The following is a 26,169-nucleotide window of genomic DNA, read 5'->3' as shown; positions in this document are numbered from 1 at the left end:
CCGCTGGCGGGTCGGCGAAGTAGTCGGTCGTGTACCTGCGCGGCCCCGAGTTGGAGGACGCCATGACCCGGTCGACGATTCCTGAGAGCACTGGCACCGCCGCCAGTCCGCAGCCCGTACGTGGGCTGCCGGACCCTGGCGAGAGCGTCCCGGCGCTCGCCTGGCCCACCGTGTTGCTGTGGGTGGGCACGCTGGCGCTCTTCGCCGTGGAGATGGGCGGCCTGCTGGTCTGGGACTGGTCCCGCTGGGCGACGGTGCCGATGGGCGCTGCGGTCACCTTCTTGATGTTCAGCGTGGTCCACGAGGCGACTCACCACGCGGTCAGCACCTCGACGCGCACCAACGACCTCTTCGGCTACCTCTCGGTGCCGTTCGTGGTGCCGTGGGCGACCTTCGGGTTGGTCAAATACATCCACATCGAGCACCACCGCAACACCAATGAGCCCAAGGCGATCGACCCGGACATGTGGTGCGACGAAGGGCCGGCCTGGCAGCTTCCGCTGCGCTGGGCCACCATCGATCTCTGGTACATCGTCTTCTACCTCCGCAAGCTCAGCGAGCGGCCCAAACGCGAGGTGGTGCTCACCTTCACCGTCTTCACGGTTGCGGTCAGCGCCCTTGCCGGGTTGGTGATCGGCGGGTACGGCGAGTTCGTCCTCTGGGGTGTCCTGGTGCCGCAACGGTTCGGCATCCTGATCCTCGGCTGGTGGTTCGACTACCTGCCTCACCACGGCCTGACCGTGACCCAGCGTGAGGACAAGTACCGCGCGACGCGGGTCCGGGTCGGTGGCGAGAAGGTGCTGACGCCGCTCTTCGTCTACCAGAACTACCACCTCGTCCACCACCTGCACCCGAGCGTTCCGTTCTACCGCTACGTGCGGGCCTGGCGCCGCAACGAACAGGCGTACCTCGACCGGAACGCCGCGATCTCCACCTGGTTCGGCCGCTCGCTCACCGCCAGTGAATACCGCACCTGGCGCCGGATCACCGACGAACTCGGCGACGTCGAGGGTGCCGGTGCCGCGAGTCGGCCGCGGTTCCACCCACTCCGCGTCGCGGCGATCACGCCGGTCACCGACGAGAGCGTGGCCCTCACCTTCGAGGTGCCCGAGGATCTCGCCTTCCACTACCGCTACCTGCAAGGGCAACACCTCACCCTGCGCGCCGTGATCGACGGCGTCGACGAGCGCCGCTCCTACTCGCTGGTGACGCCGGTCTCCGCGGGTGAGCTGACGGTGGCGGTGAAGCGGGTCGAGGGCGGCACCTTCTCCAACTACGTCAACGATGTGCTCGCCGTCGGCGAGATCCTGGATGTGATGACGCCGGCCGGCCAGTTCCACACCCGGCTGGATCCGGAGCAAGCCCGGCACCACGTCGGCGTCGCGGCAGGCTCGGGGATCACGCCGCTGCTCTCCACGTTGACCACCACGCTGGAGACCGAGCCGGAGAGCCGGTTCACCCTGATCTACGGCAACCGGACCCGGCTGTCGACCATGTTCGCCGCCGAGCTCGACGAGCTGCAGAACGCCTACGGGGATAGGCTCTTCGTCCACCACGTGCTCAGCCGCGAGCCGGTGGCGGCCCTCAGCGATCGGGCGGGGCGGATCGATACGGAACTGGTCCGTGAACTCGTCGGGGACCTGTCCGCCGGCGACCAGTGGTACCTCTGCGGGCCCGAGCAGATGGTGACCGACCTGCGCACCACCCTGAGCGGCGTCGTCGGCGCCAGCAGCCAGGTGCTCAGCGAGGTCTTCCACCACCAGGAGGTGGCGGGCGCAGAGGTGACCGAGCTGGTCAGCCAGGTCAGCGTCGTCCTGGACGGCGAGGAGACCCGGTTCGAGCTCAACTCCACCGGCGAGACGGTGCTCGACGCCGCGCTCCAGGCCGGTGTGGCGGCGCCGTACTCCTGCGCGGGTGGTGCCTGCGGCACCTGCCGGGCGCGGGTGCTGCTGGGCAGCGCGGTGATGGACCAGGACCACGTACTGACCGAGGAGGACCTGGAGCAGGGCTATGTGCTGACCTGCCAGGCCCACCCGACCAGTGCCGAACTTCGCGTCGACTACGACGCGTGACGCGAGACAGGTGAAGACGATGGCTGAATACGACTACGACGTCGTGGTGGTGGGTTCCGGTTTCGGCGGCTCGGTCGCCGCCCTCCGACTGGCGGAGAAGGGTTACCGGGTCGCCGTGATCGAGGCGGGCCGCCGGTTCGCCGATGACGAGTTCGCGAAGACCTCGTGGGATGTCCGGCGGTTCCTGTGGGCACCGGCGCTGGGCTGCTTCGGCATCCAGCGGATCCGGGTCCTGAAGAACGTGGTGGTGCTCGCCGGCGCCGGTGTCGGCGGCGGCTCCCTGGTCTACGCGAACACGCTCTACGAGCCGCAGACCGACGCCTTCTACCGCGACCAGCAGTGGGCGGAGATCACCGACTGGAAGAGCGAGCTCGCGCCGCACTACGACCAGGCGAAGCGGATGCTGGGGGTCAACCTCAACCCGACCACCACCGCGGCCGATGTGGTGGTCAAGCGGGTCGCCGAGCGGATGGGGGTCGGCGACACCTTCCACACCACCCCGGTCGGCGTCTTCTTCGGCCGTGACGGCGCCAAGGAGCCGGGGGTCGAGGTCCCGGACCCGTTCTTCGGCGGGGTCGGCCCGGCCCGCACCGGCTGCATCGAGTGCGGCGAGTGCATGACCGGTTGTCGGCACAACGCCAAGAACACCTTGGTGAAGAACTACCTGCACCTGGCCGAGACGGCCGGCGTGGAGGTCCTCCCGCTGACCACCGTGCACGGGCTCAGTGAGCGCGGCACGGGTGGCTGGGAGGTCGAGGTCGGGCGGACCGGACGGCGTCGTAAGCGGCGCACGATCACCGCCGAGCAGGTGGTGCTGGCGGGCGGAACCTGGGGCACCCAGGAGCTGCTCCACCAGATGAAGGCGGCCGGGAGACTGCCTCGACTCTCGTCACGGCTGGGCTATCTGACCCGGACCAACTCCGAGTCGATCTGTACCGCGAACACCAAGCTGCGCAGGCGTTCGGAGAACGACTTCCACCACGGCGTCGCGATCACCGGCTCGATCCACCCCGACCCGAACACCCATATCGAGCCGGTCCGCTACGGCAACGGCTCGAACCTGATGGCGTTGATGACCACGGTGATGACCGACGGCGGTGGCCGTGCGCCGCGCTGGCTGAAGTGGCTGGGCCAGATCGTCCGGCACCCGGGCGACTTCCTGGCGCTCTACTTCGGGCTCAAGGACTGGTCGAACCGGTCGATCATCACCCTGGTGATGCAGACCCATGACAACTCGATCACGGTCCGCGGCAAGCGTGGACTCTTCGGACGGGTGCGGTTGACCTCCGAGCAGGGCCACGGTGAACCGAACCCGAGCTGGATCCCGAAGGCCAACGAGGCAACGCGATTGATCGCCGAGGAGATCGGTGGCGCCGCCTACGGCGGTGTCGGCGAGGTCTTCGACGTACCGATGACTGCCCACTTCCTCGGCGGCTGCCCGATCGGTGCGGACGCGGAGGCCGGCGTGATCGACGGGTACCACCGGGTCTTCGGGCATGAGGGCCTGCACGTCGTCGACGGTGCCGCGATCTCGGCGAACCTGGGCGTCAACCCGTCGTTGACGATCACCGCGCAGGCCGAGCGGGCGTTGGCGTTGTGGCCCAACAAGGGGGAGCAGGACCAGCGCCCGGCATTGGGGGAGAGGTACCTGGCGGTCCCCGTCGTCGCGCCGCGTCAGCCGGTGGTGCCGGCCGGTGCACCCGCTGCGCTGCCGCTGCTCGCGGTACCGGTGGTGCCGCCGAAGGACGTCGCCGACGCGGTGTGACGCGGTGTGGGTCGGGTGCTCCTGCGGCCTTTGTGCAGAAGTCCAAAGCGGTCGCTGAACCTTGGCCGTCGGATGGAGCGCCCGACCTCGCGTGGGTGTGACCGTAGACACCTCAAAGCGAGCACTGGGCGAGCGAGGCAGAGGAGGAACCATGAGCAGGAAGAACGGCCGCTATCGTGCGGTGGCCGCCGACGGCAGTGCGGTGGCGTGGTCCGACCCCAAGCGGTATCTGTGGGTCCTGGGTCTGGTCGTTCCGACCTTGCCCTTGGTCGGCGTTGCGGGTGAGTACTTCACCGGCGCCGGTCTCCTGCTCTGGTTGACTCCGGTGGTCTTCCTGGGTGTGATCCCGCTGCTCGACCTGGTCAGCGGCAGCGACAACAGCAACCCGCCGGACGAAGTGATCGAGATCCTGGAGAAGGACCGCTTCTACAAGGTCGTGGTCTTCGCCTACCTGCCGTTGCAGTACCTCGGTCTGGGCACCGCGATGTGGTACCTCGGCACCGGGGACCTGGCGGTCTGGGAGAAGCTCGGCCTGGCGATCTCGGTCGGCATCGTGGGCGGCGTCGCGATCAACACCGCGCACGAGTTGGGCCATAAGAAGGAGAGCCTGGAGCGTTGGGTCTCCAAGGTCGCGCTGGCGCAGACCTTCTACGGCCACTTCTACATCGAGCACAACCGTGGCCACCACGTCCGGGTGGCGACCGCCGAGGACCCGGCGTCGGCCCGGATGGGGGAGAGTCTCTACAGCTTCCTGCCGCGGACGGTCGTCGGCTCGGTGCGCAGCGCCTGGGGCCTGGAGAAGCGTCGCCTCGCCCGTCGTCGTGAGCACCCGTGGCGGATCAGCAACGACGTCCTCAACGCGTGGCTGATGTCGGTGGTCCTGTGGGGTGCGATGCTGGCGGCGTTCGGCCCCTCGATCCTGCCCTGGCTGCTGATCCAGGCCGTGATCGGCTTCACCCTGCTGGAGATCGTCAACTACATGGAGCACTACGGCATGCTGCGCCAGAAGGTCGGCGTGGGCAGCCGGGAACGTTACGAGCGGGTCCTGCCGCAGCACAGCTGGAACTCCAACAACGTGGCGACCAACGTGATGCTCTACCACCTGCAGCGGCACAGTGACCACCACGCCAACCCGACCCGGAGCTTCCAGGCGCTGCGCGACTTCCGCGACGCACCGGTGCTGCCGACCGGATATATGGGAATGATCGTGGTCGCACTGGTACCTCCGCTCTTCAAGCGGCTGATGGACCGCCGCGTTGTCGACCACTACGACGGCGACCTGCGGTTGGCGAACCTGGCTCCCCGTAGGAGCGAGAAGCTGCTGCGCCGCTTCCCGCCGCCGAGCCACGGTCTGACGCAAGGCGCGGACACCGCGGTTCAGGCTTCGGCCTTCGCAGACGAGGTGCTGGCGGCACGCTGCCCGGGTTGCGACTACACCTACGAGGTGGTCAGCGGGAACGAGGCCGAGGGCTTCCCGGCCGGGACCGCCTGGGCCGAGATCCCGGACAACTGGTGCTGCCCGGACTGCGGCGTGCGCGAGAAGGTCGACTTCATCGCTGTGACGTCGGCCGGGGTGTAGGAGAGGGATGTCCGCAGGGACCACGGCGTGGGTGGAGGAGTTCGTCCGCAACGAGATCCAGGTCGGCCCGGTGGAGGGCTGGGTCGACCGGATCGTGGCGAGCATCTCGGAGGGAGTCGAACAGATCCCGGCCGACGTGGTCCTCGCGGAAGCCGTGGTACGTGCGGCCCGCTCCCAGTGGGTCGCCTTCCTCGGCCAACTCGGCCAGCCGGAACAAGCCTTCGTGCTGGTTCCGGCGGCCGGGGAGTTCGCCGCGCTGCTCGCCCAACGTCGGCACCCGATGACGGTAGTGCTGGGCGTCTATACCCATGCCCGTCGGGAGATCTGGGCGCACCTGACCGCGATCGTCGCCGCCCTTCCGGCGGGGAGCTGCGACGAGCGGGAGGTGCTGGTCTACCTCTGGAGCCGAGCGTCGGCGTGGATCGACCACTCGATCGAGTACTCGCTGAGCATCCACCAGGCCGAGACCGCGCGGATCAGCCAGGGTGACGCCGCCCGAAGGCTGGAGGCGGTCGAGGAGATCCTGGCCGAGCGGCTCGTCGACCCACGCCAGGCGTCGGCGGCGTTGGGCGGCTATCCGCTCTCCGGGGTGCAGACCGCCTTCGTGGTGCACACCGCCGAGGACGACGCGATCGTCGGGCTCCGCGACGCGGCCTCCCACGTGGTCCGCGCGGTCGAGGGGGCTGCCGGGTTGATCGTCCAACCCGGCGGGCGTGAACTGTGGTGCTGGGTCAGCACCCGGCACGCCCCCGACCTGTCGGTGCTCCGAGCCCAGCGGCAGTGGCTGGCGCAGCGTCAGGTCACTGTCGCGGTGGGCGCTTCGGCGTCCGGGATGGCGGGTTTCGGTCAGTCGCACCGCGACGCGTTGGCGGCGCGGCGGCTGGCACACCACTCCCGTTCCGCCGAGGCACTGACGCTCTTCACCGACGTCGAGCTGCTGACCCTGGTCAACTCTGCGGAGGCGGCCGATCGGTTCGTCCGGCGAACGCTGGGCGGACTGGCCGGCCCCGGCGAGAACGAGGCACGGCTGCGGGAGACGGTGGCGGCGTTGCTGGAGTTGGGCAGTGTCGATGCGGCGGCGACCGCGCTCTGCGTGCACAAGAACACGGTCCGGTACCGGTGTGAGAAGGCCGAGGCTCTGCTCGGGCACCGGATCGCCGGTGCCGGCGTCGAGGTGGCGCTCGCCCTGCGTTGGTACGCGCGTTTCCCGGTGACTTCTCCCGAAGGGGTTATCGTTCATTAACCTTTGCGGTTAGGGTGGCCGCATGAGCTTTGAACTGTCGCGTGAGCACGAAGAGTTCCGACGTTCGGTGCGGGACTTCGCCCAGGCCGAGATCGCCCCGCACGTCGCGCAGTGGGACCGCGACCACCACTTCCCGGTCGACGTCGTGCAGAAGATGGGCGCACTCGGTCTCTTCGGGTTGACCGCCCCCGAGGAGTTCGGTGGCGCGGGCATCGCGCCCGAGGACGGCCCGTTCACCTCGCTCTGTCTCGCGATCGAGGAGCTCGGCCGGGTCGACCAGTCGATCGGGATCACCCTGGAGGCCGGGGTCGGGCTCGGTATCAACCCGATCCTCACCTTCGGCAACGACGAGCAGAAGGCGCAGTGGCTGCCCGACCTGGTCGCGGGACAGCGGCTGGCCGGCTTCGGTCTGACCGAGCCCGGTGCCGGTTCGGATGCCGGGGCGACTGCCACCAAGGCGGTTCTCGACGGAGGCGAATGGGTCGTCAACGGCGCCAAGCAGTTCATCACCAACTCCGGCTCGGCGATCACCTCGCTGGTCACCGTCACCGCGCGCACCGGCGTCCGCGAGAACGGCAAGCCGGAGATCAGCACCATCATCGTGCCCAGTGGCACGCCCGGATTCACCGCCGAGCCCGGCTACGACAAGCTCGGCTGGCACATCTCCGACACCCACCCGCTGACCTTCACCGACGCCCGGGTGTCCGAGGCGAACCTGCTCGGCGAGCGGGGCCGCGGGTACGCCCAGTTCCTGGCCACCCTGGACGACGGTCGGGTCGCGATCTCGGCGCTCGCCGTCGGTCTGCTCCAGGCGTGTGTGGAGCTCTGCACCACCTATGCCTTGGAGCGGCAGACGATGGGCGGGCCGATCGGACGCAAGCAGGGCGTCGCCTTCCAGATCGCCGACCTGGAGGTGATGCTGCATGCGTCGCGTCTACTCACCTACCGGGCGGCGGCGATGAAGGACGCGATGGCGGCCGGCGGCGGCCCGAGCGTCGCCGAGTTCAAGCAGGCGGCGTCGGTGGCGAAGCTCTACACCTCCGAGTCGGCGGTCACCGCCACCCGGATCGCCACCCAGGTCTTCGGTGGCTACGGGTTCATGGAGGAGTACCCGGTGGCCCGGTTCTACCGGGACGCCAAGATCCTGGAGATCGGGGAGGGCACCAGCGAGGTGCAGCGGATGCTGATCGCGCGGGGGCTCGGCCTGCCGGTCGAATAGTCCCTGTTGAATGGGAGCCATGGCGCACGAGGAACAGACCCGCACCTTCGAGGTTCCCGACGATCCGTCGAGCCGGCCACGTCGCCGGCGCTCGACGGTACGGGTGCTGGTCATCGACGACGCCGACCGGGTGCTGCTCTTCCGCGACAGTGACCCGGGCACCGGGGCGACCTGGTGGATCACGCCGGGCGGCGGCATCGATGCGGGGGAGAGCGATCTCGTCGCCGTCCAACGGGAGTTGGCCGAGGAGACCGGGCTCGTCGTCAATGCCGGGCAGGTGGTCGGGCCGTTGGCCGCGCGGCGGGTCTGGCACGGCTACAGCGACGTCGTGGTGGATCAGCACGACACCTTCTACGCCGTGCGCACCGCTGCCTTCGAGATCGACACCTCGGGTCATACCGAGGAGGAGAAGCTCACCCTGCAGGAGTCGCGCTGGTGGAGTCGGACCGACCTGGCCGGCGCCGCGGCCGCGGGAGAGGTGGTCTGGCCGGTCGACCTGACCGCCTTCCTGGAGCTGCTCGACACCCCCGAACAGTGGCCGCTGAGCCTGCCCGATGTCGAAGAATCCAGTGTGCCTGTGCGGAGTGCCTGAGCGGTGGCCTAGCCTTGGCCATCATGGGACCACGCAGTAAGCGCCTCCTGGATGAGGCCATGCGCTTCCTCGCCGTCGGCGGGGCGGCGACGCTGGTGGCGTTCGTGCTCTTCAACTTCATGGTGCACGGCTTCGGGCTCTTCGACGATCCGTGGATGCACGGGCACCCGACGATCGCCTACGTGCTCGCCAACACGGTCGGCATGTGGATCAGTTACCACGGCACGAAGACCTGGGCTTTCGCCCACCGTTCCTCGGCGCACCCCGACGGCGGCGTCACCATGTACGTGGTGATCAACGCGATCACGATGACCCTGCCGATCGCCTGCCTCTGGGTGAGCCGGCACGCACTGGGGCTCAACGACGCGCTCTCCGACAACATCGCCGCCAACGTGGTCGGACTGGCACTGGGCACCGGCGCCCGGTTCTACCTCTTCCGGCGGTTGGTCTTCGCGGTTCCGTCCTACCAGCACACGACGTTGGCGGGCACGGTGGCCGAGCCGCTTCCGGATCTGAGCGAGTCGGCCACCGACTCCTGAACCGTTCTTCGGCTCAGCGGGCCAGGGCGCGGCTCAGGAAGCTGGTCGCATGCTGCAACGCGGCACCGTGCCAGGGCTTCGGGGCGAAGATGTCGAAGTGGTCGCACGGATAGTGCCGGACCTGTGCCTTGGCGGCGAAGGCGGCGTTGGCTGCGGCCTGCGGAGGAGCGCTCCGGTCGAAGTCGGCGATCTGGACCAGGAGTGGTGCGGTGACCTGGCCGGCCAACTGCAACGGCTTGCGGCCGCCGAGCTCCAGGCCGACATCGGCATGCACCACGTTGCGCCAGGTGGGTCCGGCGATCGCCAGGTAGTCCTCCTCGGCACCGGGCAGGGTCAGCGCGCCGAGCTTGCCCGGGGCGGCCACCACCGGCATGGTCACCTCGCCGAGGCCGAGGCGGCCCGCGATCCGGCCCCTGACACCGCGTCCGGTGGCGCGCAGCAGTTCGGTGGGACGGTGGGTCTTGGCGGCCTGAGCGGCAGCGGCCAGGCCGTCGACCATCGGCACCACAGCGACCACCGCGGCGACGTCGTCGCGTTCGGCGGCGACCCGGATCACGTGGCCGCCGGCCAGGGAGACGCCCCAGAGTGCGACCCGGTCCGGGTCGACGCCGGGGAGCGCTCGGGCGGCGTCGATGGCGGCATGGAGGTCGGCGACCTGGTCCTCGATCCGGACCCGTTGCCGGGGGCTGCCCTCGGAGGCACCGAAGCCGCGATAGTCGAAGGCGAAGGCGTCCAGGCCGGCGTCCGCGAACCCTTCGGCGAAGGGGAGCAGGCCGGAGTCGACGGTGCCCGCCAGGCCGTGGGCGAGAACGACGACCGGGCGACCGGCCGCAGTGGTGAGGGCGTCGCTCCGCGCCGGGACGTGGGTCGCGTGGCAGGTGACGCCGCCCGAGGTGAACCGCTCGGTGATGGTGGCGGACTGCTCCTGCTGGGTGCTGGTGGTCATCGGTCTCCTCCGTAGATGCTGCGGACCCAGATCGAGGTCAGGGCGTCGATGTGGTCGGCGCGGCTGGGGCCGTGGCCCAGTGCGTAGCGTTCGATCGAATGGTCGTTGAGCTCCAGCAGCACGCTCGCCAGGGCGTCGGCGTCGGCGCCGTCAGGAGCCTTACCTGCTTGGCGTTCGCTGGTGATCATGGTGGCGATCAGCTGGGCGAAACCGGCCCGACCCTGATCCCAGTTCTCGCGCAGTGTGGCGCTGGTGGCGCGGGCCTCCAGAAGCACCCGGTAGGCGTAGGGGCGCCGATCCACCATGTCGAAGAGGTGGCTGATCACCTGGTGGATCCGCGGCTGCGGTTCGCCCCGGGCTTCGACCAACCGGTCGGTCTCGGCGGCGGCGTCGAGGTACATCTCTTCGAGCAGCGCCATCACCGCCATCGCCTTGCTCTCGAAGTAGAAGTAGAACGCGGAGCGGGTCACTCCGGCCCGGCGTGACACCTCGGCGACGTTGATCGACTCCAGCGACGGCGCCTCGCGGAGCAGGTCGTCGAGCGCCTCCAGCAGGGCGGCGCGGCGCTCGTCTCCGCGTCCCGGCGTGCGCCGGTCGATCCGACTCATGGTGCCTGCCTAGCGGCCAGGGCTCGGGCCCGGCCGCGGGGGAGCTCCTTGGTCCGGGCCTCGTGCTCGTAGATGAAGTAGTCGACCTGTTGGGTGTGCCGGGGGCGCTGCACCATGTGCGCGGTGTAGCGCTGCTCGTCGGCGGTGATGGTCTGCTCCATCTCGGCGGCGCTCGGCAGCGCGTAGTTGCCGGTCAGGTAAGCAGCCACGATCCGGGTCTGTGCCTCGACGAACGGGAAGAGCGTCGGTGTCGACTGGGCGAAGCCGACGAAGGCGAGGTCGTCCATGCCGGGCAGGAAGATCCGCTTGTAGAGGCGTAGGTGGTTCTCGGGCGCGGAGATGAAGTCGGGGTCGAAGAACGGGAAGGTGATGTTGTATCCCGTCGCGTTGATGATGATGTCGAACTCCTGCGACGTGCCGTCCTCGAAGTGGACGGTGTCGCCGTCGAGGCGGGTGATGTTGGGCTTCGCGGTGACGTCGCCGGAGCCGAGCCGGAGTGGCAGCTCGACGGACTGGGTGGGGTGGGCCTCGAAGAAGAGGTGGTTCGGGGTGGGCAGGCCGTACCGCTCGGGACGACCGGAGATCAGGGGCTGGCTGAGTTGGGCCATCTTCCGTTGCCAGGAGAGTGGCAGGTAGGGCGAGGTGGCGTAGAGCTCGTCGGCGGGGCGACCGGCCAGGTATTTGGGCACGATCCAGGCTCCGGAGCGGGTGGAGAGCACGACCTCGTTCTCCAGCGCCTTGGAGGAGAGCTCGACGGCGATGTCCGCGGCGGAGTTGCCGATCCCGACGATCAGGATCCGCTGCCCGGTGAACTCCAGTGGCGTGCGCGGGTCGATGTAGTCATGGGAGTGGATCGTGGTGCCGGTGAACTCGCCCGGGAAGTCGGGGTGGCGCGGGTCCCAGTGGTGTCCGTTGGCGACGACCAGGAAGTCGAACTCACGGCGAGTGCCGTCCTGCAGGTCGAGCAGCCAGCCGCCGTCGGGGCTCCGCTCGGCGTGGACGACGCCGTTCTCGAACTCGATGTGTGCCTTGAGGTCGAACGCGTCGGCGTACCCCTCGAGATACTCCTTGATCTGGCTGTGGTGCGGGAAGTCCGGGAAGTGCTCGGGCATCGGGTAGTCGCGGAACGAGAGCCGGTTCTTCGAGGTGTCGATGTGCAGTGAGCGGTAGGCGCTGCTGTGCCCGTTCGGGTTGCCGAAGGCCCAGTTGCCGCCGATCCGGTCGGAGGATTCGAAGACGGTGAACGGGACGGCGTAGTCGGCGAGCATCTTGGCCGTGGTCAGGCCGCTGATGCCCGCGCCGATGATCGCGGTGCGGGGGGCGCTCATAGGTCCTCCGGGCGGTGGTGTTGGTGGAATCCGAGGGGGTGACAGCGGTCACACTAGGCGCTACTTTTGACACGCGTCAATCAGAATCGACAAACGTCAGGAGTTGTTGTGACCGCTACACCCACGCCCGTCTCCGTCGTGGTGGGTGGTGCCTCGGGCATCGGCCTCGCCACCGTCCACGCGCTCGCTGCGGCGGGCCATCGGGTCGCCGTCGCCGATCTGGACCAGGACGCTGCGGCCGCTGCGCTGGCCGGCCTTGGGAGTGAGCACAGCTCGCACCGGGTCGACGTCACCGACGAGTCGGCCGTCGAGGCGCTGTTCGCCGCGGTGCAGGAGCGGCACGGCTCGGTGACCGGCGTCGTCAACTGTGCCGGAGTGAGCACCCTGGCCTCGGTCGTCGACCACGACGTCACCGAGTTCCGGCGGGTCGTCGACGTCTGTCTGACCGGTGCCTTCCTGGTGCTCAAGCATGGCGGCAGGGCGCTGGTGGACGGCGGCGCCATGGTCTCGCTGACCTCGCTCAACGCGCGTCAGCCCGGTGCCGGCCTAGCCGCCTACTGCGCGGCCAAGGCGGGTCTGGTCAGCCTGACCCAGGTCAGCGCGCTCGAGCTCGGCGCCCGGGGCATCCGGGTGAACTCGGTCTCCCCGGGCCTGGTGGTCACCCCGTTGACGGCACCGGCCATGGAGATCCCCGGCGTCCGTGACGACTACCTCGCCAACACCCCGCTGGGGCGCAGCGGGGAGCCGGAGGAGATCGGTGCGGTGATCCGCTTCCTGCTCAGCGACGAGGCGCGGTGGATCACCGGCGAGACGATCGACATCAACGGCGGCGCGCACCTGCGCCGTTACCCCGACCTGGTGCAGCACGTGATGGCGGCCTTCGGATGAGCCGTGGGTTGACGACGCTGCGTGGACGCAGCGCGCTGGTCACCGGCGGTGCTTCGGGGATCGGTGCCGCGCTCGGAAAGGCACTGGTCGCCGCCGGGTGCCACGTCGTGCTGGCGGACCTGGACGGCGCGGGAGCCGAGCGCACCGCCGTCGGGCTGGCCGGGCCGGGGAGCGCCCGAGGCGTCGGACTCGACGTCACCGATGCCGATGCCGTCGAGGCGGTGGTGGCCGGGATCGTCGAGGAGTACGGCCGGATCGACCTGGTCTTCAACAACGCTGGGATCACCCTGATCGGCGACACCGAGCAGCTCAGCCTCGCGCAGTGGAACGCGATCATCGACGTCAACATCCGCGGCGTCGTGCACGGTGTGACGGCGGCCTACCCGCGGATGGTCGCGCAGGGTTCCGGCCACCTCATCAACACCGCCTCGATGGGTGGGCTGATGGCGGCCGGGCTGTTGACCTCCTACGTGATGACCAAGCACGCCGTGGTTGGCCTCTCGCTGGCGCTCCGTTCCGAGGCGGCCGCGCACGGCGTCGGGGTCACCGTGGTCTGCCCGGCCGCAGTGGATACGCCGATCCTGGACAAGGGTGAGTTCGGCTCGATCAGCGGCCGCGACTACTACCTCAAGGGGCAAGGGATCAAGAAGCCCGTCGATCCGGACGCCCTGGCAGCGCGCGTGCTGCAGGCCGTCGTCGCCGACGAGGCTGTGGTGATCGAGCCGCGTCAGGCCCGGCTGGCCTATCGCCTGCAACGGTTCGCGCCCGGCCTGGTGCGCCGGGCCTCGGTCAGCTTCGTCGCCAAGCAGCGCCGAGGTGCGGCCCGTTGATCGAGCTTGTCGAGATCAGTTCCGGTCTCGACAGGCTCGACCTCCGGTGTGGCCCGTTGATCGAGATCAGCTCTGCGGGGTGGGGCGCCACAGGCCCACCCAGGAGTGACCGAGCTCGGCCACCATGGTGCGCAGCGTCGGCAGGCTGAGGCCGATCACGTTGTGATGGTCGCCCTCGATGTGGGTGATGAAGGCGCCGCCGAGTCCGTCGATGGTGAACGCACCGGCCACCCACAACGGTTCCCCGGTGCCGACGTAGGCGGCGATCTCCTCATCGGTCACCTCGGCGAAGTGGACCGTGGTGCTGACCGTGGCGGTGACGATCTGGTTCGTCGCCGTGTCCTGGAGGGCGTGCCCGGTGTGCAGCACCCCGCTGCGCCCGCGCATCGCCTGCCAGCGGGCGGTGGCCTCTGCGGCGTCCGCCGGTTTGCCCAGTGCCTGGCCGTCGAACTCCAGGACGGAGTCGCAGCCCAGGACCAGGGCGTCGTCGAGTTCGCCGGCGACCGCGGCGTTCTTCAACACCGCCAACTGACCGGCCAACTCGATGGGCGGGAGGTGGTCGAGGACTGACTCGTCGACTCCCGAGACGATCACCTCGGGGTCGATGCCGGCGCGCTGCAGGACGGCGAGGCGGGCAGGGGAGGCCGAGGCCAGAACGAAGCGGGGCATAGGGATCAGCCTCTCACCAGTGCTGCCCGGAGCGGGTCGAGCCCGAGCGGGCCGAGGTCGAGCGCAGCGCGGTGGAACGACTTCAGATCGAACGCGTCACCGGCGGCCGCCTGGGCAGCCGCACGGGCCTCGAGCCAGATCCGTTCGCCGACCTTGTAGGACGGCGCCTGCCCCGGCCAGCCGAGGTAGCGGTTGACCTCGAAGACGATGGTCGGGTCGTCCATCCGTGCGTGCTGGCGCATGAACTCCAGGCCCAGCGCCGGCGTCCAGCGCTCGCCAGGGTGGAAACCGAACGGGTTGTCCGCCGGGATCTCCAGTTGCAGGTGCATCCCGATGTCGACGATCACCCGGGCCGCGCGCAGACCTTGGCCGTCGAGCCAGCCGAGCCGGTGGGTGGGGTCCTCGAGGTAGCCCAGCTCCTCCATCAGCCGCTCGGCGTAGAGGGCCCAGCCCTCGCCGTGACCGCTGACCCAGCACATCAACCGCTGCCAGCGGTTCAGGGACTCGCTGCGGTAGGCGGTCTGGCCGATCTGAAGGTGGTGGCCGGGGACGCCTTCGTGGAACACGGTGGTCACCTCGCGCCACGGGCTGAACTCGTCGATGCCTTCGGGGACCGACCACCACATCCGGCCAGGACGGGAGAAATCCTCGGACGGGCCGGTGTAGTAGATGCCGCCGTCGCTGGTCGGCGCGATGCAGCACTCGATGGCGCGAACCGGCTCGGGGATGTCGAAGTGGACGTCGGCCAGTTCGCTGACGGCGCGGTCGGCAAGCTCCTGCATCCAGTCACGGAACGCCTCTTTGCCGACGATCCTGGTGGACGGGTCGGCGTCGAGGTGGGCGACCGCTTCGTCGATGCTGGAACCGGGCAGGATCAGCCCGGCGGTCGCGGTCATGTCGTCCTCGATCCGCTTGAGCTCCTCCCAACCCCAGGCGTACGTCTGCTCCAGGTCGATCTCGGCGCCGAGGAAGTAGCGCGAGGCGAGCGCATACTGCTCACGGCCGACCGCCTCGACGTCGCGGCCCTGTGGCTCCATCTCGTCCTCCAGGAAGAGGCCGAAGTCGGAGAGGGCACGGGTGGCCCGGGCGGCGTGGTCGTCGAGCTGGCCGCGCAGAGCGCCGTCGAGTTCGCACTCGGCGACCAGATTGCTGAGCACGTTGCCGCCGGAGCCGCCGGTCCAGCTGCGGATCTGGGCGGCCACCTCGGTGTACTGGCGGGCCGCGGCGACGTTGCCCTTGGCGGCCTCTTCGGCCAGCGTGATCCGATACCCCTGTAGGGCCTCGGGGATCGCTGCGAGGCGGGCGTCGATGTTGCTCCACGCCTCTTCGCCCTCGTGCGGCATCAGGTCGAAGCAGCTCCGGATCTCGTGCAGGCCACTGCTGATCACCGAGAAGTCGCTGCGCTCCACACCGGCGTCGGCGCGGGCGATCTGCAGCCCGACCCGCTCGATGAAGGCCTCCTTGGCCACCTGCTCCCGGGCATCGACCGGCGTCGCTGCCTCGACCGCGGATAGGGCCTTGCGGCTCAACTCCTCGCGGGCCGCGAAGCCGTCGGGGGAGTAGTCGGTGAGCAGGTGGTCGTGACCGGCGATCCCCAGGTAGGTGGCGGTGATCGGATCGGCCGCCGAGAACTCCTCGACGTAACGATCCGCGATCTGGTCGACCTGGCGCTGCTCCTGGCTCGTCATGGGGCCACTTTAGCCACGGGTGGGGCCATGAGCTGGCGGTGCGCTGAGTCAGCGCCAGACCCGGGTGGAGGCGACCCCGATCTCGATCTCGGCGCCGACCTTGAGGTCGTTGCGCGGCTCCAACACCTTGATGTGGATGGCGCGGATCAGGTTGGAGTTCTTGGTCCGGACCCGCTGGTTGATGGTGACCCGGCCCAGCCCGGCGACGTCGATCTTGGTGTTCGGGCCGACGTCGAGCGGGATCCGCCGGCCGGCGATGGTGAGGTTCACCAGGGTGAACTTCTCGCGCGGGCGGTACTTCTTGCCCCGGATCTTGGCGCTCGCCTCGACCTTGAGTGCGTCGGCGGTGATCAGCCCGTTGAGCAGGTTGAGGCCGGCGATCTGGTTGGTGTTCCTGATGTCGGCGCGCCTCTTCGACGACTTCGACCAGGTGGCGGAGTTGACTGCGCCGACGTAGAGGATGCCGGGGACGTCGATACCAGCGGTGCGGTTGATCTCCGTCTTGCCTGCGGTGCTGTTCGGCGGAGTGGCGACCTGCCCGGTCGGGCCGACCTCGCCGGTGATCGAGTCGGTGAGCTTCACCAGGGCCTTGGTTCCGTAGGCGGTTCCGCCGATGGTCGGGTTCTTCGCCGGGACCGGGACGGCGAGCGTGGTGAAGGTCGGGTTGAGCACGATCGAGCTACCCATCGATGCCCGGCCGACGTCCTTGAGCAGGTGGACGGCGAGCGCGTAGCCCTGACTGTTGGCGATGCCGTGTTTGGTGGCCACGTTGGTGACGTTGGCCTCGACGGTGGCGATGCCCGGAATGGTGACCCGGAAGTTCTCCGGGATGTCGACGGGCAACTGCAGCGAGCCGATCTTCAGGTCCACGAACCGGGTACTGGAGTGGCCGCTGAGCTTGGTCGGCAGGCCGCGGGTGGTGTTCGTGGTCTCGACCGCGGTCGCGGTGATCAGGCCGTTGAGCAGGTTGACGCCGGCGGTGCGAGCCTTGGTGACGACTTTGACGCCGCGCTTGCCGGACCTGGTGGCCTGCGTCGAGGTGCGTACCGCGCCGACGCTGACCAAAGAGGGGACCTTGACGTCCGCCGTGGTGCTGGAGGACCTACTGGGCAGGACGGTGCCCGCGATCGTCGACTGCGCGGTGAGGTCCGAGGAGATCGTGGTGCCCAGGGCCTGCACCATGGTGCCGCCGGCGTACGACAGGAAGCCGTACGGCGCGTACTTCTTGCTGGGCTTCGCAGCGTCGGCGGTCGGAGCCGTTACCGGTACCACCAGCGCACCGATCAGCAGCGCCGAGAGCGCGGTCAGTGTGCGGATTCGTGCGGTTCGAACTGTGAGCATCGTTTCCTCGAGAATTCGACGTCGGATGCTCCCTCCACAAAATAGGGTAGGCATACAGGTGGTAGCTCGCCAACCCGACCCGGTCAATCAGGAGGACTCGTGCAGCTCGGCATGCACTTCGCGCTCTCAGCGGATCAGGCGTCGACCTTCGTCGCCGCTGCCGGTGACGACGATCGGTTGCTGGAGCTCGTCGAGGCGGTGGAAGAGCTGGACGCTGTGCTCTCCTGCGAGACCGACAAGGCATGGGACCCGATCTCCTGCGCGTTGGCGCCGTCGGGTGACGAGCGTGATCCGCAGGACTGGCCGTGGACGGGCGTGGTGCTGGGGCAGCGTGCCCTTCAGGACGACGACGATGAGCTGCTGATGACGCTGCTCGACCCGAGTGGCGTCGCCGAGGTGAGCGCTGCACTCGACACCCTGGACGAGGCGACCTTCGCCGCCGCTTACGCCCAGATGCCCGAGGAGCTACGCAACCCGGAATACGCGGACAGCGAGCGCGACTACGCCTGGGCGTACCTGGAGGGCCTGGCCGGTTTCTTCGCCGAGGCCCGGGCCGCAGGCGCCCATGTGCTCTTCCATGTGAACCACTGAGGTTCAGGTCCGCCTGGTGAACCTGATGGCGCCGAAGGCGAGCCGCTCCAGGGAGTAGCTCAGGTCGTGGATGTAGTGGTGGTGCTTGCTGCAAAGCAGTTCGGCTTCGTGAAGGTCGGTCTCGCCGCCGAGGTGCCAGGGGGTGCGGTGATGTGCTTCGCACCAGGTGGCAGGTATTCGACACCCTTCTGCGAAGCAGTAGGGATGACTGATGGCGAGTGCCCGGCGTTGGGCTGGGCTGTGGAACCGTTTGGTCCTGCCAAGATCGAGGGGCTGGCTCTCGCCGCCCAGGACGGCGGGGAGGATTCCAGCGTTGCAAGCGAGCCTGCGTGCCTCGCCAGCAGAGATCTTGTTGTGCCAGGCATCGCGCTCGGTGGCGAGCGTCGCGGTGCCGACCTCGGCCTTGAGTGTCTCGTAGTCGATGGTCACCACGATGGTGGTGGCGTCTCCGCCGTGTAGGGGAAGACGTTTCGGGTCGAGCGTCTCGAGGAGGGTATTGAGGGCGCGGGCGTTGCGGGCCGGCGTGGAGAGCTTGCGGACGGGCGGGGTGCTGGCCGCGGAAAGCGGCTGGTGGGCATCCTGGCCGGGGCATTCGAGGTCGCCGCAGGCCTCGCGGTAGGTGCCGGCTTCGTCGGGGGTGCAGCCGCACGGTGCGGGGGTGAGGTGGTCTCGCCTCGGGTTGGTGATCGCGTTCAGCGCGGTGGCGAGTCGGTTGGCGCAGAGGTCGGTCAGCAAGCCGGTGATACGGGTGGTGCCGTCGCCTTGTGGCCTGAGCGTGAGCTGCTGACGTGCGCGGGCGGACCGCTCCTCATCGGCCAAGCGGTTGCCCTCCAGGGCTTCGCCGATCTCGGGCGCAACCACGTCGATGAGGCGTTTCCCGATCCGGCGCAGTTCGTGCGGCGTGAAGTGTTCGGCATGCTCGACCATCAGCGCCTCGGCGCGGGCTGCGGTGTCGGCGTCGAGATCGCGGGGGAGGGCGTCGAGGGCTTTGCCGATCTCGATGCTCTGGGCGAGGTTGACGCGTCCTTCGCGGAGTGCGGTTCGCAGCAGGGGACGCCGGGTGTCGAGTTCACGGGCGGTGCGGAGCTCGCGGGCCAGGCTGCCGTGGTTCTGGTGGGTGGCGTGCGCGAGAAAGTCTCCGACGTTGCGAGCGCCGTGTGCGTCCGCGATGTCGTCGGCGCAGGCCAGCACGCGGTAGTTCAGCTCCGCCAACCGGGCTTGAAGCGCGGGGATCTCGACGAGCACCGCTGCCTTCTCTGCGGTGGACATGAAGACCGGGTCGGTGTCGGCGCAGTCTTTGAGTGCGGTCTCCATAGCCTTGGTGGCCTGGCATATCGCGTTCTGGCTACAGCCGGGCAGGCCCGGCGGATCGGGCGGCGGCGTGATGCGCGGCATCGGATCTCCTTGTGTGGTTGGCCCGAAGCGTTTCTTCGAGCACAGATCACACGCTAGAGGTGACCTCCGACACAACGCGGGCGGCGTGGGCGCCGCCCCCCATCCGTTCGAACAGCGAGCAGGTTAAGGGCGCAGTGCCGCGCTCAAGGACGCCAGGGTCTCGTCGACGACGCGGTAGAACGCCCAGCGACCGCGCTGTTCGCGGGTGACGATCCCGGCCTCCACCAACTGCTTCATGTGGTGGGAGACCGTCGGCTGGGAGAGGCCCACCGGGTCGACGAGGTCGCAGATGCAGGCCTCGCGGTCCGGCTGGGCCGCGATCAGAGAGAGCAGGCGTACCCGGGTCGGGTCACCGAGCGCCTTGAACATGCGCGCGATGCGTTCGGCGTCCTCGGCTGCGAGCGCGCCTCCGGTGACCGGTTGGCAGCAGGTCTCTGCGGCGTTGAGGAGGGGGAGTTGGCTCGGCATATCCTCAGTCTAGGCCATCGCATTGACAACCATCGATGCATCGACAATGCTCAATGCATCGACGAAGATCAATGTGACCGGAGGGATCGTCATGTCGGAACCGAACGAGGTGCGCGAGCAGGTGCGCGCCCGGTACGCCCAGGCAGCCACAGCGGTTGTCGGTGGCGCCAAGAACGCCGAGCTGAACGACTCGTTGCAGATGGTTGAGACCGGCGACGGTGGCTCGTGTTGCGCTAGCAGCCCTGAGGTCGGTGACTCCTTCGGAGCGGCGCTCTACGGCAGCGCCGACCACGAGGAGCTCCCCGCCGAGGCGATCGCGGCCAGTCTCGGATGTGGCAACCCCACCTCGGTGGCCGCTCTGCAAGCTGGCGAACGAGTTCTGGATCTCGGCTCTGGCGGAGGAATCGACGTCATCCTCTCCGCTCGTCGGGTCGGTGAGTCCGGCTTCGCGTACGGCGTCGACATGACCGACGAGATGCTCGACCTGGCGCGAGCGAACGCTCAGCAGGCGGGTGTCACCAACGTCGAGTTCGTCAAGGGCACCATCGAGGAGGTGCCGTTGGCCGACCAGACGGTCGACGTGGTGATCTCCAACTGCGTGATCAATCTGTCGGTCGACAAGGCCAAGGTGCTGGCCGAGATGTTCCGGGTCCTTGTCCCAGGGGGCCGCCTCGGTATCTCGGATGTGGTCGCCGAGGACCAACTCACCCCCGCCGATCGCGCCGAGCGAGGCTCCTACGTCGGCTGCATCGCCGGTGCGCTTTCACGCAGCGAGTATCTCGCCGGTCTGAGCGCCGTCGGGTTCATCGATGCCGAGGTCGAGTTCACCCACGAAGCGGTGCCGGGCATGCATGGTGCCATCATTCGCGCCGTGAAGCCTCCAGCATGAGCCGGACCGAACAGCTCGAGGCCGCCCCGGTCCCGGGTCGCCTGTCGGTGCTGGATCGCTACCTTGCGGTCTGGATCGGCGTGGCGATGGCAGGCGGACTCCTCCTCGGCCGGGTCGTGCCGCAACTCGCCGAGGTGATCGACACCGTGACCATCGGGTCGGTCTCGCTTCCGATCGCGCTGGGCCTGCTGATCATGATGTTCCCGGTCCTGGCGAAGGTTCGGTACGACGAAGTGGGATCGGTCGCTCGTGATCGACGCATGTTGGCGCTCTCGCTGGCTCTGAACTGGTTGGTCGGCCCGGCGGTGATGTTCACCCTCGCGTGGCTCTTCCTCGCGGACCTGCCGGAGTATCGAACCGGCCTGATCATCGTGGGTCTGGCCCGGTGTATCGCCATGGTGATCATCTGGAACGACCTGGCGGACGGCGACCGTGAGGCCGCCGCCGTCCTGGTGGCGATCAACGCCCTCTTCCAGGTGCTGGCCTTCGCACTCCTCGGGTGGTTCTACCTCGATCTGCTGCCGGGATGGCTCGGCCTCTCCGGCGCGGCTCTGGACATTTCGCCCTGGCGGATCGCAGGCAGTGTGGGCATCTTTCTGGGGATCCCGCTGGCGGCCGGCTACCTCGCCCGCCGTCTCGGCGAATCCCGATGGGGGCGTGAGGCTTACGAGGAGCGTTTCCTCCCCGCGATCGGGCCGTGGGCGCTGTACGGACTCCTGTTCACGATCGTGGTCCTCTTCGCTCTCCAAGGCGAAGCGATCACCGACAAGCCCTTCGACGTCGCCCGGATCGCGATTCCGTTGGTTCTCTACTTCGCCGTCATGTGGGGCGGATCGATGGTGGCCGCCCATCGGCTAGGTCTGGGGTATCGACGGGCGACCAGCGTTGCCTTCACCGCGGCCGGCAACAACTTCGAACTGGCCATCGCGGTCGCGATCGCCGTCTTCGGGCTCAGCAGCCCGCAGGCGCTCGCCGGTGTGGTGGGGCCGTTGATCGAGGTCCCGATCCTGGTCGGGCTGGTCTACGTCAGCCTCTGGTCGCGTCGCTTCTTCCCAAACCCGTTTACCCCTCTCAAGGATGGCTATGAAGCACGCCGTTGATCACCTCGGCGATCGACCTCAGGTGGTCTTCGCCTGTCGCGCCAATGGCGGCCGATCGGTGGCGTCGCGCCTCCTCGCCGAGTACTACGCGCAGGGTCGGATCATCGCGCTGTCGGCGGGAACGGAGCCGGGGGAGCAGATCCATCCCGAGGTGGCCAGAGTGCTTGAGTCGCTGGGCCTCGATACCTCACGGGAACGGCCGACGCTGCTCACCGCCGAGATGATCGCCGCGAGCGACCTGGCGATCACCCAGGGCTGCGGTGAGAACTGCCCCTACGTTCCGGGAGCGCGCTACCGGGACTGGCCGCTCGAGGACCCCAAAGGTCAGGATGAGCAGACCGTCCGGCGGATCATCGTCGACATCGACCGTCGGGTCCGTGACCTGTTGGCGGAGCTCGTCCCCGACTTGGAGTTGGCGCCCTCGTTGGTGAGTGACGCCGTCGGGCGCTAGTCCACCGCGCTGGGGAACGCGTCGCGGTAGGAGCGCAGCGGCGGCGTCGAGCCGGGGGTCGAGGTGGCCGCGAGCATGGCGCGGGCGACGGCGCGGGTGACCACGTCGTCGGCGATGCTGAGCAGCTCCTGGAATCCGAAGACGTCGCGAGCGGGGCGGGCGCAGGTGGCGAGGGTGAAGAGTGTGTCGCCGTCGAACATGGTGTGGACCGGCTTGATGGCCCGGGCGAAACCGTCGTGGCCGATCCCGGACACCTTCTGACATTGGGCTTTCGTCAACGTGGCGTCGGTGGCGATCACGCCGATCGTGGTGGCCAGCGCGGGACGCATGGGTGCTGGTTGGGCGGCGGCGGCCGCGCGGGCGGCCTCCAGTTCGGCTGCCTCCGGACGTCGTAACGAGGGGAGGTCTCCGGGCACGCAGTGCCGCGCCGCCCACAGTTCGCCGGTCTCGGGGTCCACCGTGGAACCGACCGCGTTGACCACGATCAGGGCGCCGACGGTGGTGCCGTCGGCCAGTTGCGCGGACGCCGTTCCGATGCCGCCCTTGAGCCCGCCGGCCCGCGCGCCGGTGCCGGCGCCGACGGTGCCCATCGCGACCTCGCCGTCCCGGGCGGCGGCATAGGCAGCGGCACCGAGCGCGGCGTCCGGGTGGTTGGCGAAGCGGCCCCCGCGGCCCAGGTCGTAGATCACCGCGGCCGGCACGATCGGCACCACCTCGCCGGGGCCGCCCATCGGAAACCCGACGCCGTCCGCGAAGAGCCCCTGCACCACTCCGTCGACCGCGGCCAGCCCGAGTGCGGAGCCGCCGGTCAAGGTGATCGCATGGACCCGCTCCACCAGGTTGCGCGGATCCAACAGGTCGGTCTCGCGGGTACCCGGCCCGCCGCCGCGGACGTCGACCCCAGCCACCGCGCCCTCGCTCGGCGGCAGCACCACCGTCGTCCCGGTGAGCCACCCGTCGTCGGTGCGCTGCGCGTGGCCGACCCGGATCCCTGGCACGTCGGTGATCGCGTTCATGGCCTCAGTATCGCGTGCGCCGAAAGGCAGTAGCGCCGTTGTCCGGTGTCATCTGGTGACAGCGGAGAACGGCGTTGTTCGCTGGAGTACAGCTACGAACAGCGCGCACAGCGCCCAGATCACGGGTCAGGTCCGCCGAACGCGCAACCAGATGGTTGTGGTGCAGGCTGCCATCGAGTTCGACCACCGTCGCGAACTCCCTGATCAGCAGATCCCGGTACACCGTGGCGCGGTTGGCGATCTGTGAGTCGTGCGGGTCGCGGGCGCCCGAGCCTGCGGCTCGCCGGCCGGGAGGGCGTGGGCACGCTCCACCTCGGTGAGATAGCGGTGCTCCAGCACGGAGCAGGTGCCGTGCGCGACATCGGTCAGCACCTCGGCGATCAGCCGTCGCCCACGGACCCGGTTGCGACGGCTGAGGGTGTCCAGTAGCCGGGCCGAGGTGGTGCGGCGGCTGCGGACCGCGTCCGCGAGGACCGCGATCATCTCCAGTTCCGAGCGGGCCTAGGACGCAACGTCGATGACCGCATCCTCAAGCCGGACCCGCGGAGGCGAGAGGTTCCACAAGACATGATCGACAAGGTCGACCCGGTGATGGAGCACCACACCGCGAGGTGCGTGGAGGTGCCGATGGCGATCAACAGCGACGTGCAGCGGCGTCTGCGCGGACGACGGCGTAGCTGCCAGCAGGTCGCCGAGGGCCGAGCTGTGCGACAGCGCCGCGGGCCAGAGCAGCCGAAGCGCCGCCCACGCCCGCTGCTGCGAGGTCGGCTCGCCGGTGTGGTTCAGATAGACACCGGGATGGACCACGTTGAGGTCGCGTCGGCGCAAGAGTCTGCGCAGGTCGTTGTCGGTCAGCCCGGCTTCGAGCAACTGGTCACGGCCGACTACGCCGTCCTGGCGGCGCAGTAGATCGTGAGGGAGTTCCATTCCGAGATCGTGACCGATTCGCTGCGCCAGTTGTCTCGCTCTGCGCGAGCCTGTGGAGAAGATGCTCAACGCCGTCGTCCGGTGTCACCAGGTGACACCGGACGACGGCGTTGGTTACTTCAGATCAGCGGGGGAGGCCGCTGGACCGCCAGCCGCCGGCGCCGTGCGAGACGGCGGCGCGGTGGCGACGGACCGGACGGGACCACTCGGGGGTGCGGCGCTTGGGCGCAGGTGCGGCGCCCGAGCCGAGCGCTGAGAAGACCGCGACGATGGCCGCGATCTCTTCAGGCGTGGCGTCGGCGTTGACCACCCTCAGCAACGGCGCGGCCGGTGCTGCGGTGGTCTCCTCGGCGTTGGTCTGGTCAGCCATCAGAGCGGGATGTTCCCGTGCTTCTTGGCCGGCAGGATCTCGCGCTTGGAGCGAAGCAGACGCAGGCCACGGACGATCTCCGCACGGGTCTCGTGCGGCATGATCACGGTGTCCACGTAGCCACGCTCAGCGGCGATGTACGGGTTGGCCAGCGTGGTCTCGTACTCGTCGATCAGCTCGGCGCGCTTCGCCTCGACGTCGCCGCCCTCGGCCTCGACAGCGGCGAGGGTCTTGCGGTGCACGATGTTGGCGGCGCCCTGGGCACCCATCACGGCGATCTGCGCGGTCGGCCAGGCGACGTTGAGGTCGGCACCGAGGTGCTTGGAGCCCATCACGTCGTAGGCGCCACCGTAGGCCTTGCGGGTGATCACGGTGATCAGCGGAACGGTCGCCTCGGCGTAGGCGTAGATCAGCTTCGCGCCGCGGCGGATGATGCCGTTCCACTCCTGGTCGGTGCCCGGCAGGAAGCCCGGGACGTCGACGAAGGTCAGCACCGGGATGTTGAACGCGTCGCAGAAGCGGACGAAGCGAGCGGCCTTCTCCGAGGCGTCGATGTCCAGCGTGCCGGCGAACTGCATCGGCTGGTTGGCCACGATGCCGACCGGACGACCCTCGACGCGGCCGTAACCGATCAGGATGTTCGGCGCGAACAGCGGCTGGACCTCGAGGAACTCCTCGTCGTCGAGCACCGCGGTGAGCACGTCGTGCATGTCGTACGGCTGGTTCGGGCTGTCCGGGATGATCGTGTCCAGGGACCGGTCCAGGTCGCTCAGCTCGAGGTCGGCGTCCTCGTCGTAGGACGGGGCCTCGTCGAGGTTGTTCTGCGGCAGGTAGGCCAGCAGCGCCTTGACGTACTCGAACGCGTCTTCCTCGTCGGACGCCATGTAGTGGGCGTTACCGGACTTGGTGTTGTGCGTGCGGGCACCGCCGAGGTCTTCCATCGAGACGTCTTCGCCGGTGACGGTCTTGATCACGTCGGGACCGGTGATGAACATCGCCGAGGTCTGGTCGACCATGATCGTGAAGTCGGTGACGGCCGGCGAGTAGACGTGGCCACCTGCGCAGTTGCCCATGATCATCGAGATCTGCGGGATCACACCGGAGGCGTGCACGTTGCGCTTGAAGATCTCGCCGTACAGGCCGAGCGAGACGACGCCCTCCTGGATCCGGGCGCCGGCGCCTTCGTTGATGCCGATGATCGGGGAGCCGGTCTTGATGGCGAGATCCATGATCTTGGTGATCTTCTCGCCGTAGACCTCGCCCAGCGACCCACCGAAGATGGTGAAGTCCTGGGAGAAGACGCAGACCTGTCGGCCGTCGACGGTGCCGTAACCGGTCACCACGCCGTCGCCGTAGGGGCGGTTCTTCTCCAGGCCGAACGCCGTCGACCGGTGACGAGCGAGCTCATCGATCTCGACGAAGGAACCTTCGTCGAAAAGCATCTCGATGCGTTCGCGGGCGGTCTTACGCCCCTTCGCATGCTGCTTCTCGACGGCGGTCGCAGAGGCGGCGTGTACCGCCTCGTCGAGCCGACGCTCAAGGTCCGCCAACTTGCCGGCGGTGGTGTGGATGTCGATTTCTGCGGGGCTGGTGCCTTCGCTGATCGATGCGCTCACGTGTTTGGCCTCCTCGGATGTCCGGGGCCAATCTAGTGC

At 68.6% G+C, this 26,169-nt stretch carries 26 protein-coding genes; 13 read left to right on the top strand and 13 right to left on the bottom strand.

What is annotated here, in order from left to right; all coding sequences use genetic code 11:
* The first annotated feature begins 62 nt into the window (after positions 1–62).
* The 7 genes from ACLM5J_RS07385 to ACLM5J_RS07355 all read left to right on the top strand — a co-directional run bounded on the left by ACLM5J_RS07385 (position 63) and on the right by ACLM5J_RS07355 (position 9,009).
* On the top strand, positions 63–2,072 hold the full coding sequence (locus tag ACLM5J_RS07385) for a fatty acid desaturase (RefSeq protein ID WP_413655506.1): 2,010 nt from the start codon (positions 63–65) through the stop codon (positions 2,070–2,072).
* A gap of 19 nt (positions 2,073–2,091) precedes the next feature.
* Positions 2,092–3,837 (top strand): FAD-dependent oxidoreductase, encoded by a 1,746-nt coding sequence (locus ACLM5J_RS07380; protein WP_413655504.1) that lies wholly within the window; start codon positions 2,092–2,094, stop codon positions 3,835–3,837.
* 151 nt (positions 3,838–3,988) lie between these two features.
* Positions 3,989–5,416 (top strand): fatty acid desaturase, encoded by a 1,428-nt coding sequence (locus ACLM5J_RS07375; protein WP_413655503.1) that lies wholly within the window; start codon positions 3,989–3,991, stop codon positions 5,414–5,416.
* A 7-nt stretch (positions 5,417–5,423) separates the two neighbouring features.
* The gene (locus ACLM5J_RS07370; protein WP_413655502.1) at positions 5,424–6,659 is read left to right on the top strand and encodes a PucR family transcriptional regulator; all 1,236 of its coding nucleotides are present in this window, start codon (positions 5,424–5,426) and stop codon (positions 6,657–6,659) included.
* A gap of 22 nt (positions 6,660–6,681) precedes the next feature.
* On the top strand, positions 6,682–7,878 hold the full coding sequence (locus tag ACLM5J_RS07365; protein WP_413655501.1) for an acyl-CoA dehydrogenase family protein: 1,197 nt from the start codon (positions 6,682–6,684) through the stop codon (positions 7,876–7,878).
* A gap of 19 nt (positions 7,879–7,897) precedes the next feature.
* Positions 7,898–8,470, top strand: a complete 573-nt coding sequence (locus ACLM5J_RS07360; RefSeq protein WP_413655499.1) for an NUDIX hydrolase — start codon at positions 7,898–7,900, stop codon at positions 8,468–8,470.
* Positions 8,471–8,493: 23 nt separating this feature from the next.
* Positions 8,494–9,009: a GtrA family protein gene (locus ACLM5J_RS07355; protein ID WP_413655497.1), complete on the top strand. Its 516-nt coding sequence runs from the start codon at positions 8,494–8,496 to the stop codon at positions 9,007–9,009.
* A gap of 13 nt (positions 9,010–9,022) precedes the next feature.
* Here ACLM5J_RS07355 and ACLM5J_RS07350 read toward each other — a convergent pair whose 3' ends face one another.
* From ACLM5J_RS07350 to ACLM5J_RS07340, 3 genes are read right to left on the bottom strand one after another with little or no spacing between them, the layout of a single operon-like run.
* The gene (locus ACLM5J_RS07350) at positions 9,023–9,955 is read right to left on the bottom strand and encodes an alpha/beta hydrolase (RefSeq protein WP_413655496.1); all 933 of its coding nucleotides are present in this window, start codon (positions 9,953–9,955) and stop codon (positions 9,023–9,025) included.
* Complete coding sequence (locus ACLM5J_RS07345) at positions 9,952–10,563, bottom strand: TetR/AcrR family transcriptional regulator (protein WP_413655495.1); 612 nt, start codon at positions 10,561–10,563, stop codon at positions 9,952–9,954. The genes ACLM5J_RS07350 and ACLM5J_RS07345 overlap by 4 nt, the downstream gene beginning before the upstream one ends.
* The gene (locus ACLM5J_RS07340; protein ID WP_413655494.1) at positions 10,560–11,891 is read right to left on the bottom strand and encodes a flavin-containing monooxygenase; all 1,332 of its coding nucleotides are present in this window, start codon (positions 11,889–11,891) and stop codon (positions 10,560–10,562) included. The genes ACLM5J_RS07345 and ACLM5J_RS07340 overlap by 4 nt, the downstream gene beginning before the upstream one ends.
* Before the next feature lie 108 nt (positions 11,892–11,999).
* On the opposite strand from ACLM5J_RS07340, the gene ACLM5J_RS07335 reads away from it, so the two are divergent.
* Both ACLM5J_RS07335 and ACLM5J_RS07330 read left to right on the top strand, forming a co-directional pair.
* A complete protein-coding gene (locus ACLM5J_RS07335; RefSeq protein WP_413655493.1) occupies positions 12,000–12,779 on the top strand; it encodes an SDR family NAD(P)-dependent oxidoreductase in 780 nt (259 codons plus the stop codon).
* Positions 12,776–13,609 (top strand): SDR family NAD(P)-dependent oxidoreductase, encoded by an 834-nt coding sequence (locus ACLM5J_RS07330; RefSeq protein ID WP_413655492.1) that lies wholly within the window; start codon positions 12,776–12,778, stop codon positions 13,607–13,609. Before ACLM5J_RS07335 ends, ACLM5J_RS07330 begins: the two co-directional genes overlap by 4 nt.
* Before the next feature lie 66 nt (positions 13,610–13,675).
* Here ACLM5J_RS07330 and ACLM5J_RS07325 read toward each other — a convergent pair whose 3' ends face one another.
* Genes ACLM5J_RS07325 through ACLM5J_RS07315 form a run of 3 tightly spaced genes read right to left on the bottom strand, consistent with a single transcriptional unit; the run spans position 13,676 to position 17,307 of the window.
* On the bottom strand, positions 13,676–14,278 hold the full coding sequence (locus tag ACLM5J_RS07325; RefSeq protein WP_413655491.1) for a Maf family protein: 603 nt from the start codon (positions 14,276–14,278) through the stop codon (positions 13,676–13,678).
* A gap of 5 nt (positions 14,279–14,283) precedes the next feature.
* Positions 14,284–15,966, bottom strand: coding sequence for a DUF885 domain-containing protein (locus ACLM5J_RS07320; protein WP_413655490.1), 1,683 nt, complete (start codon positions 15,964–15,966; stop codon positions 14,284–14,286).
* A gap of 48 nt (positions 15,967–16,014) precedes the next feature.
* Positions 16,015–17,307: a choice-of-anchor P family protein gene (locus ACLM5J_RS07315; RefSeq protein WP_413655489.1), complete on the bottom strand. Its 1,293-nt coding sequence runs from the start codon at positions 17,305–17,307 to the stop codon at positions 16,015–16,017.
* A 99-nt stretch (positions 17,308–17,406) separates the two neighbouring features.
* On the opposite strand from ACLM5J_RS07315, the gene ACLM5J_RS07310 reads away from it, so the two are divergent.
* Entirely contained in the window at positions 17,407–17,898 is a 492-nt protein-coding gene (locus tag ACLM5J_RS07310; protein ID WP_413655488.1) for a DUF1877 family protein, read from the top strand.
* A gap of 3 nt (positions 17,899–17,901) precedes the next feature.
* Here ACLM5J_RS07310 and ACLM5J_RS07305 read toward each other — a convergent pair whose 3' ends face one another.
* Positions 17,902–19,293, bottom strand: a complete 1,392-nt coding sequence (locus tag ACLM5J_RS07305) for a DUF222 domain-containing protein (RefSeq protein WP_413655487.1) — start codon at positions 19,291–19,293, stop codon at positions 17,902–17,904.
* A 123-nt stretch (positions 19,294–19,416) separates the two neighbouring features.
* Entirely contained in the window at positions 19,417–19,761 is a 345-nt protein-coding gene (locus tag ACLM5J_RS07300) for an ArsR/SmtB family transcription factor (RefSeq protein ID WP_413655486.1), read from the bottom strand.
* 91 nt (positions 19,762–19,852) lie between these two features.
* Here ACLM5J_RS07300 and arsM point away from each other — a divergent pair, with 91 nt between their 5' ends.
* The 3 genes from arsM to ACLM5J_RS07285 are packed head-to-tail and all read left to right on the top strand — an operon-like array spanning position 19,853 to position 22,201.
* Positions 19,853–20,650: an arsenite methyltransferase gene (gene arsM, locus ACLM5J_RS07295; protein ID WP_413655485.1), complete on the top strand. Its 798-nt coding sequence runs from the start codon at positions 19,853–19,855 to the stop codon at positions 20,648–20,650.
* Entirely contained in the window at positions 20,647–21,750 is a 1,104-nt protein-coding gene (gene arsB, locus ACLM5J_RS07290) for an ACR3 family arsenite efflux transporter (protein ID WP_413655484.1), read from the top strand. The genes arsM and arsB overlap by 4 nt, the downstream gene beginning before the upstream one ends.
* Complete coding sequence (locus ACLM5J_RS07285; protein ID WP_413655483.1) at positions 21,734–22,201, top strand: low molecular weight phosphatase family protein; 468 nt, start codon at positions 21,734–21,736, stop codon at positions 22,199–22,201. The genes arsB and ACLM5J_RS07285 overlap by 17 nt, the downstream gene beginning before the upstream one ends.
* Here ACLM5J_RS07285 and ACLM5J_RS07280 read toward each other — a convergent pair.
* The 5 genes from ACLM5J_RS07280 to ACLM5J_RS07260 form a co-directional block, all read right to left on the bottom strand.
* Complete coding sequence (locus ACLM5J_RS07280; protein WP_413655482.1) at positions 22,198–23,217, bottom strand: P1 family peptidase; 1,020 nt, start codon at positions 23,215–23,217, stop codon at positions 22,198–22,200. The genes ACLM5J_RS07285 and ACLM5J_RS07280 overlap by 4 nt on opposite strands.
* A 204-nt stretch (positions 23,218–23,421) precedes the next feature.
* Positions 23,422–23,700, bottom strand: a complete 279-nt coding sequence (locus ACLM5J_RS07275) for a hypothetical protein (RefSeq protein WP_413655481.1) — start codon at positions 23,698–23,700, stop codon at positions 23,422–23,424.
* 18 nt (positions 23,701–23,718) lie between these two features.
* The gene (locus tag ACLM5J_RS07270; protein ID WP_413655480.1) at positions 23,719–24,144 is read right to left on the bottom strand and encodes a type IV toxin-antitoxin system AbiEi family antitoxin domain-containing protein; all 426 of its coding nucleotides are present in this window, start codon (positions 24,142–24,144) and stop codon (positions 23,719–23,721) included.
* A gap of 124 nt (positions 24,145–24,268) precedes the next feature.
* Entirely contained in the window at positions 24,269–24,514 is a 246-nt protein-coding gene (locus tag ACLM5J_RS07265) for an acyl-CoA carboxylase subunit epsilon (RefSeq protein ID WP_413655478.1), read from the bottom strand.
* Positions 24,514–26,130 (bottom strand): acyl-CoA carboxylase subunit beta, encoded by a 1,617-nt coding sequence (locus ACLM5J_RS07260; protein ID WP_413655477.1) that lies wholly within the window; start codon positions 26,128–26,130, stop codon positions 24,514–24,516. Before ACLM5J_RS07260 ends, ACLM5J_RS07265 begins: the two co-directional genes overlap by 1 nt.
* Positions 26,131–26,169 lie beyond the last annotated feature (39 nt).

It is taken from the genome of Nocardioides sp. Bht2 (genome assembly GCF_047308515.1).
In the GTDB taxonomy this organism is placed as follows: Bacteria; Actinomycetota; Actinomycetes; order Propionibacteriales; family Nocardioidaceae; genus Nocardioides.
The sequence above is the reverse complement of the archived record's forward strand: the minus strand, read 5'-3'. Positions and strand labels throughout refer to the sequence as shown.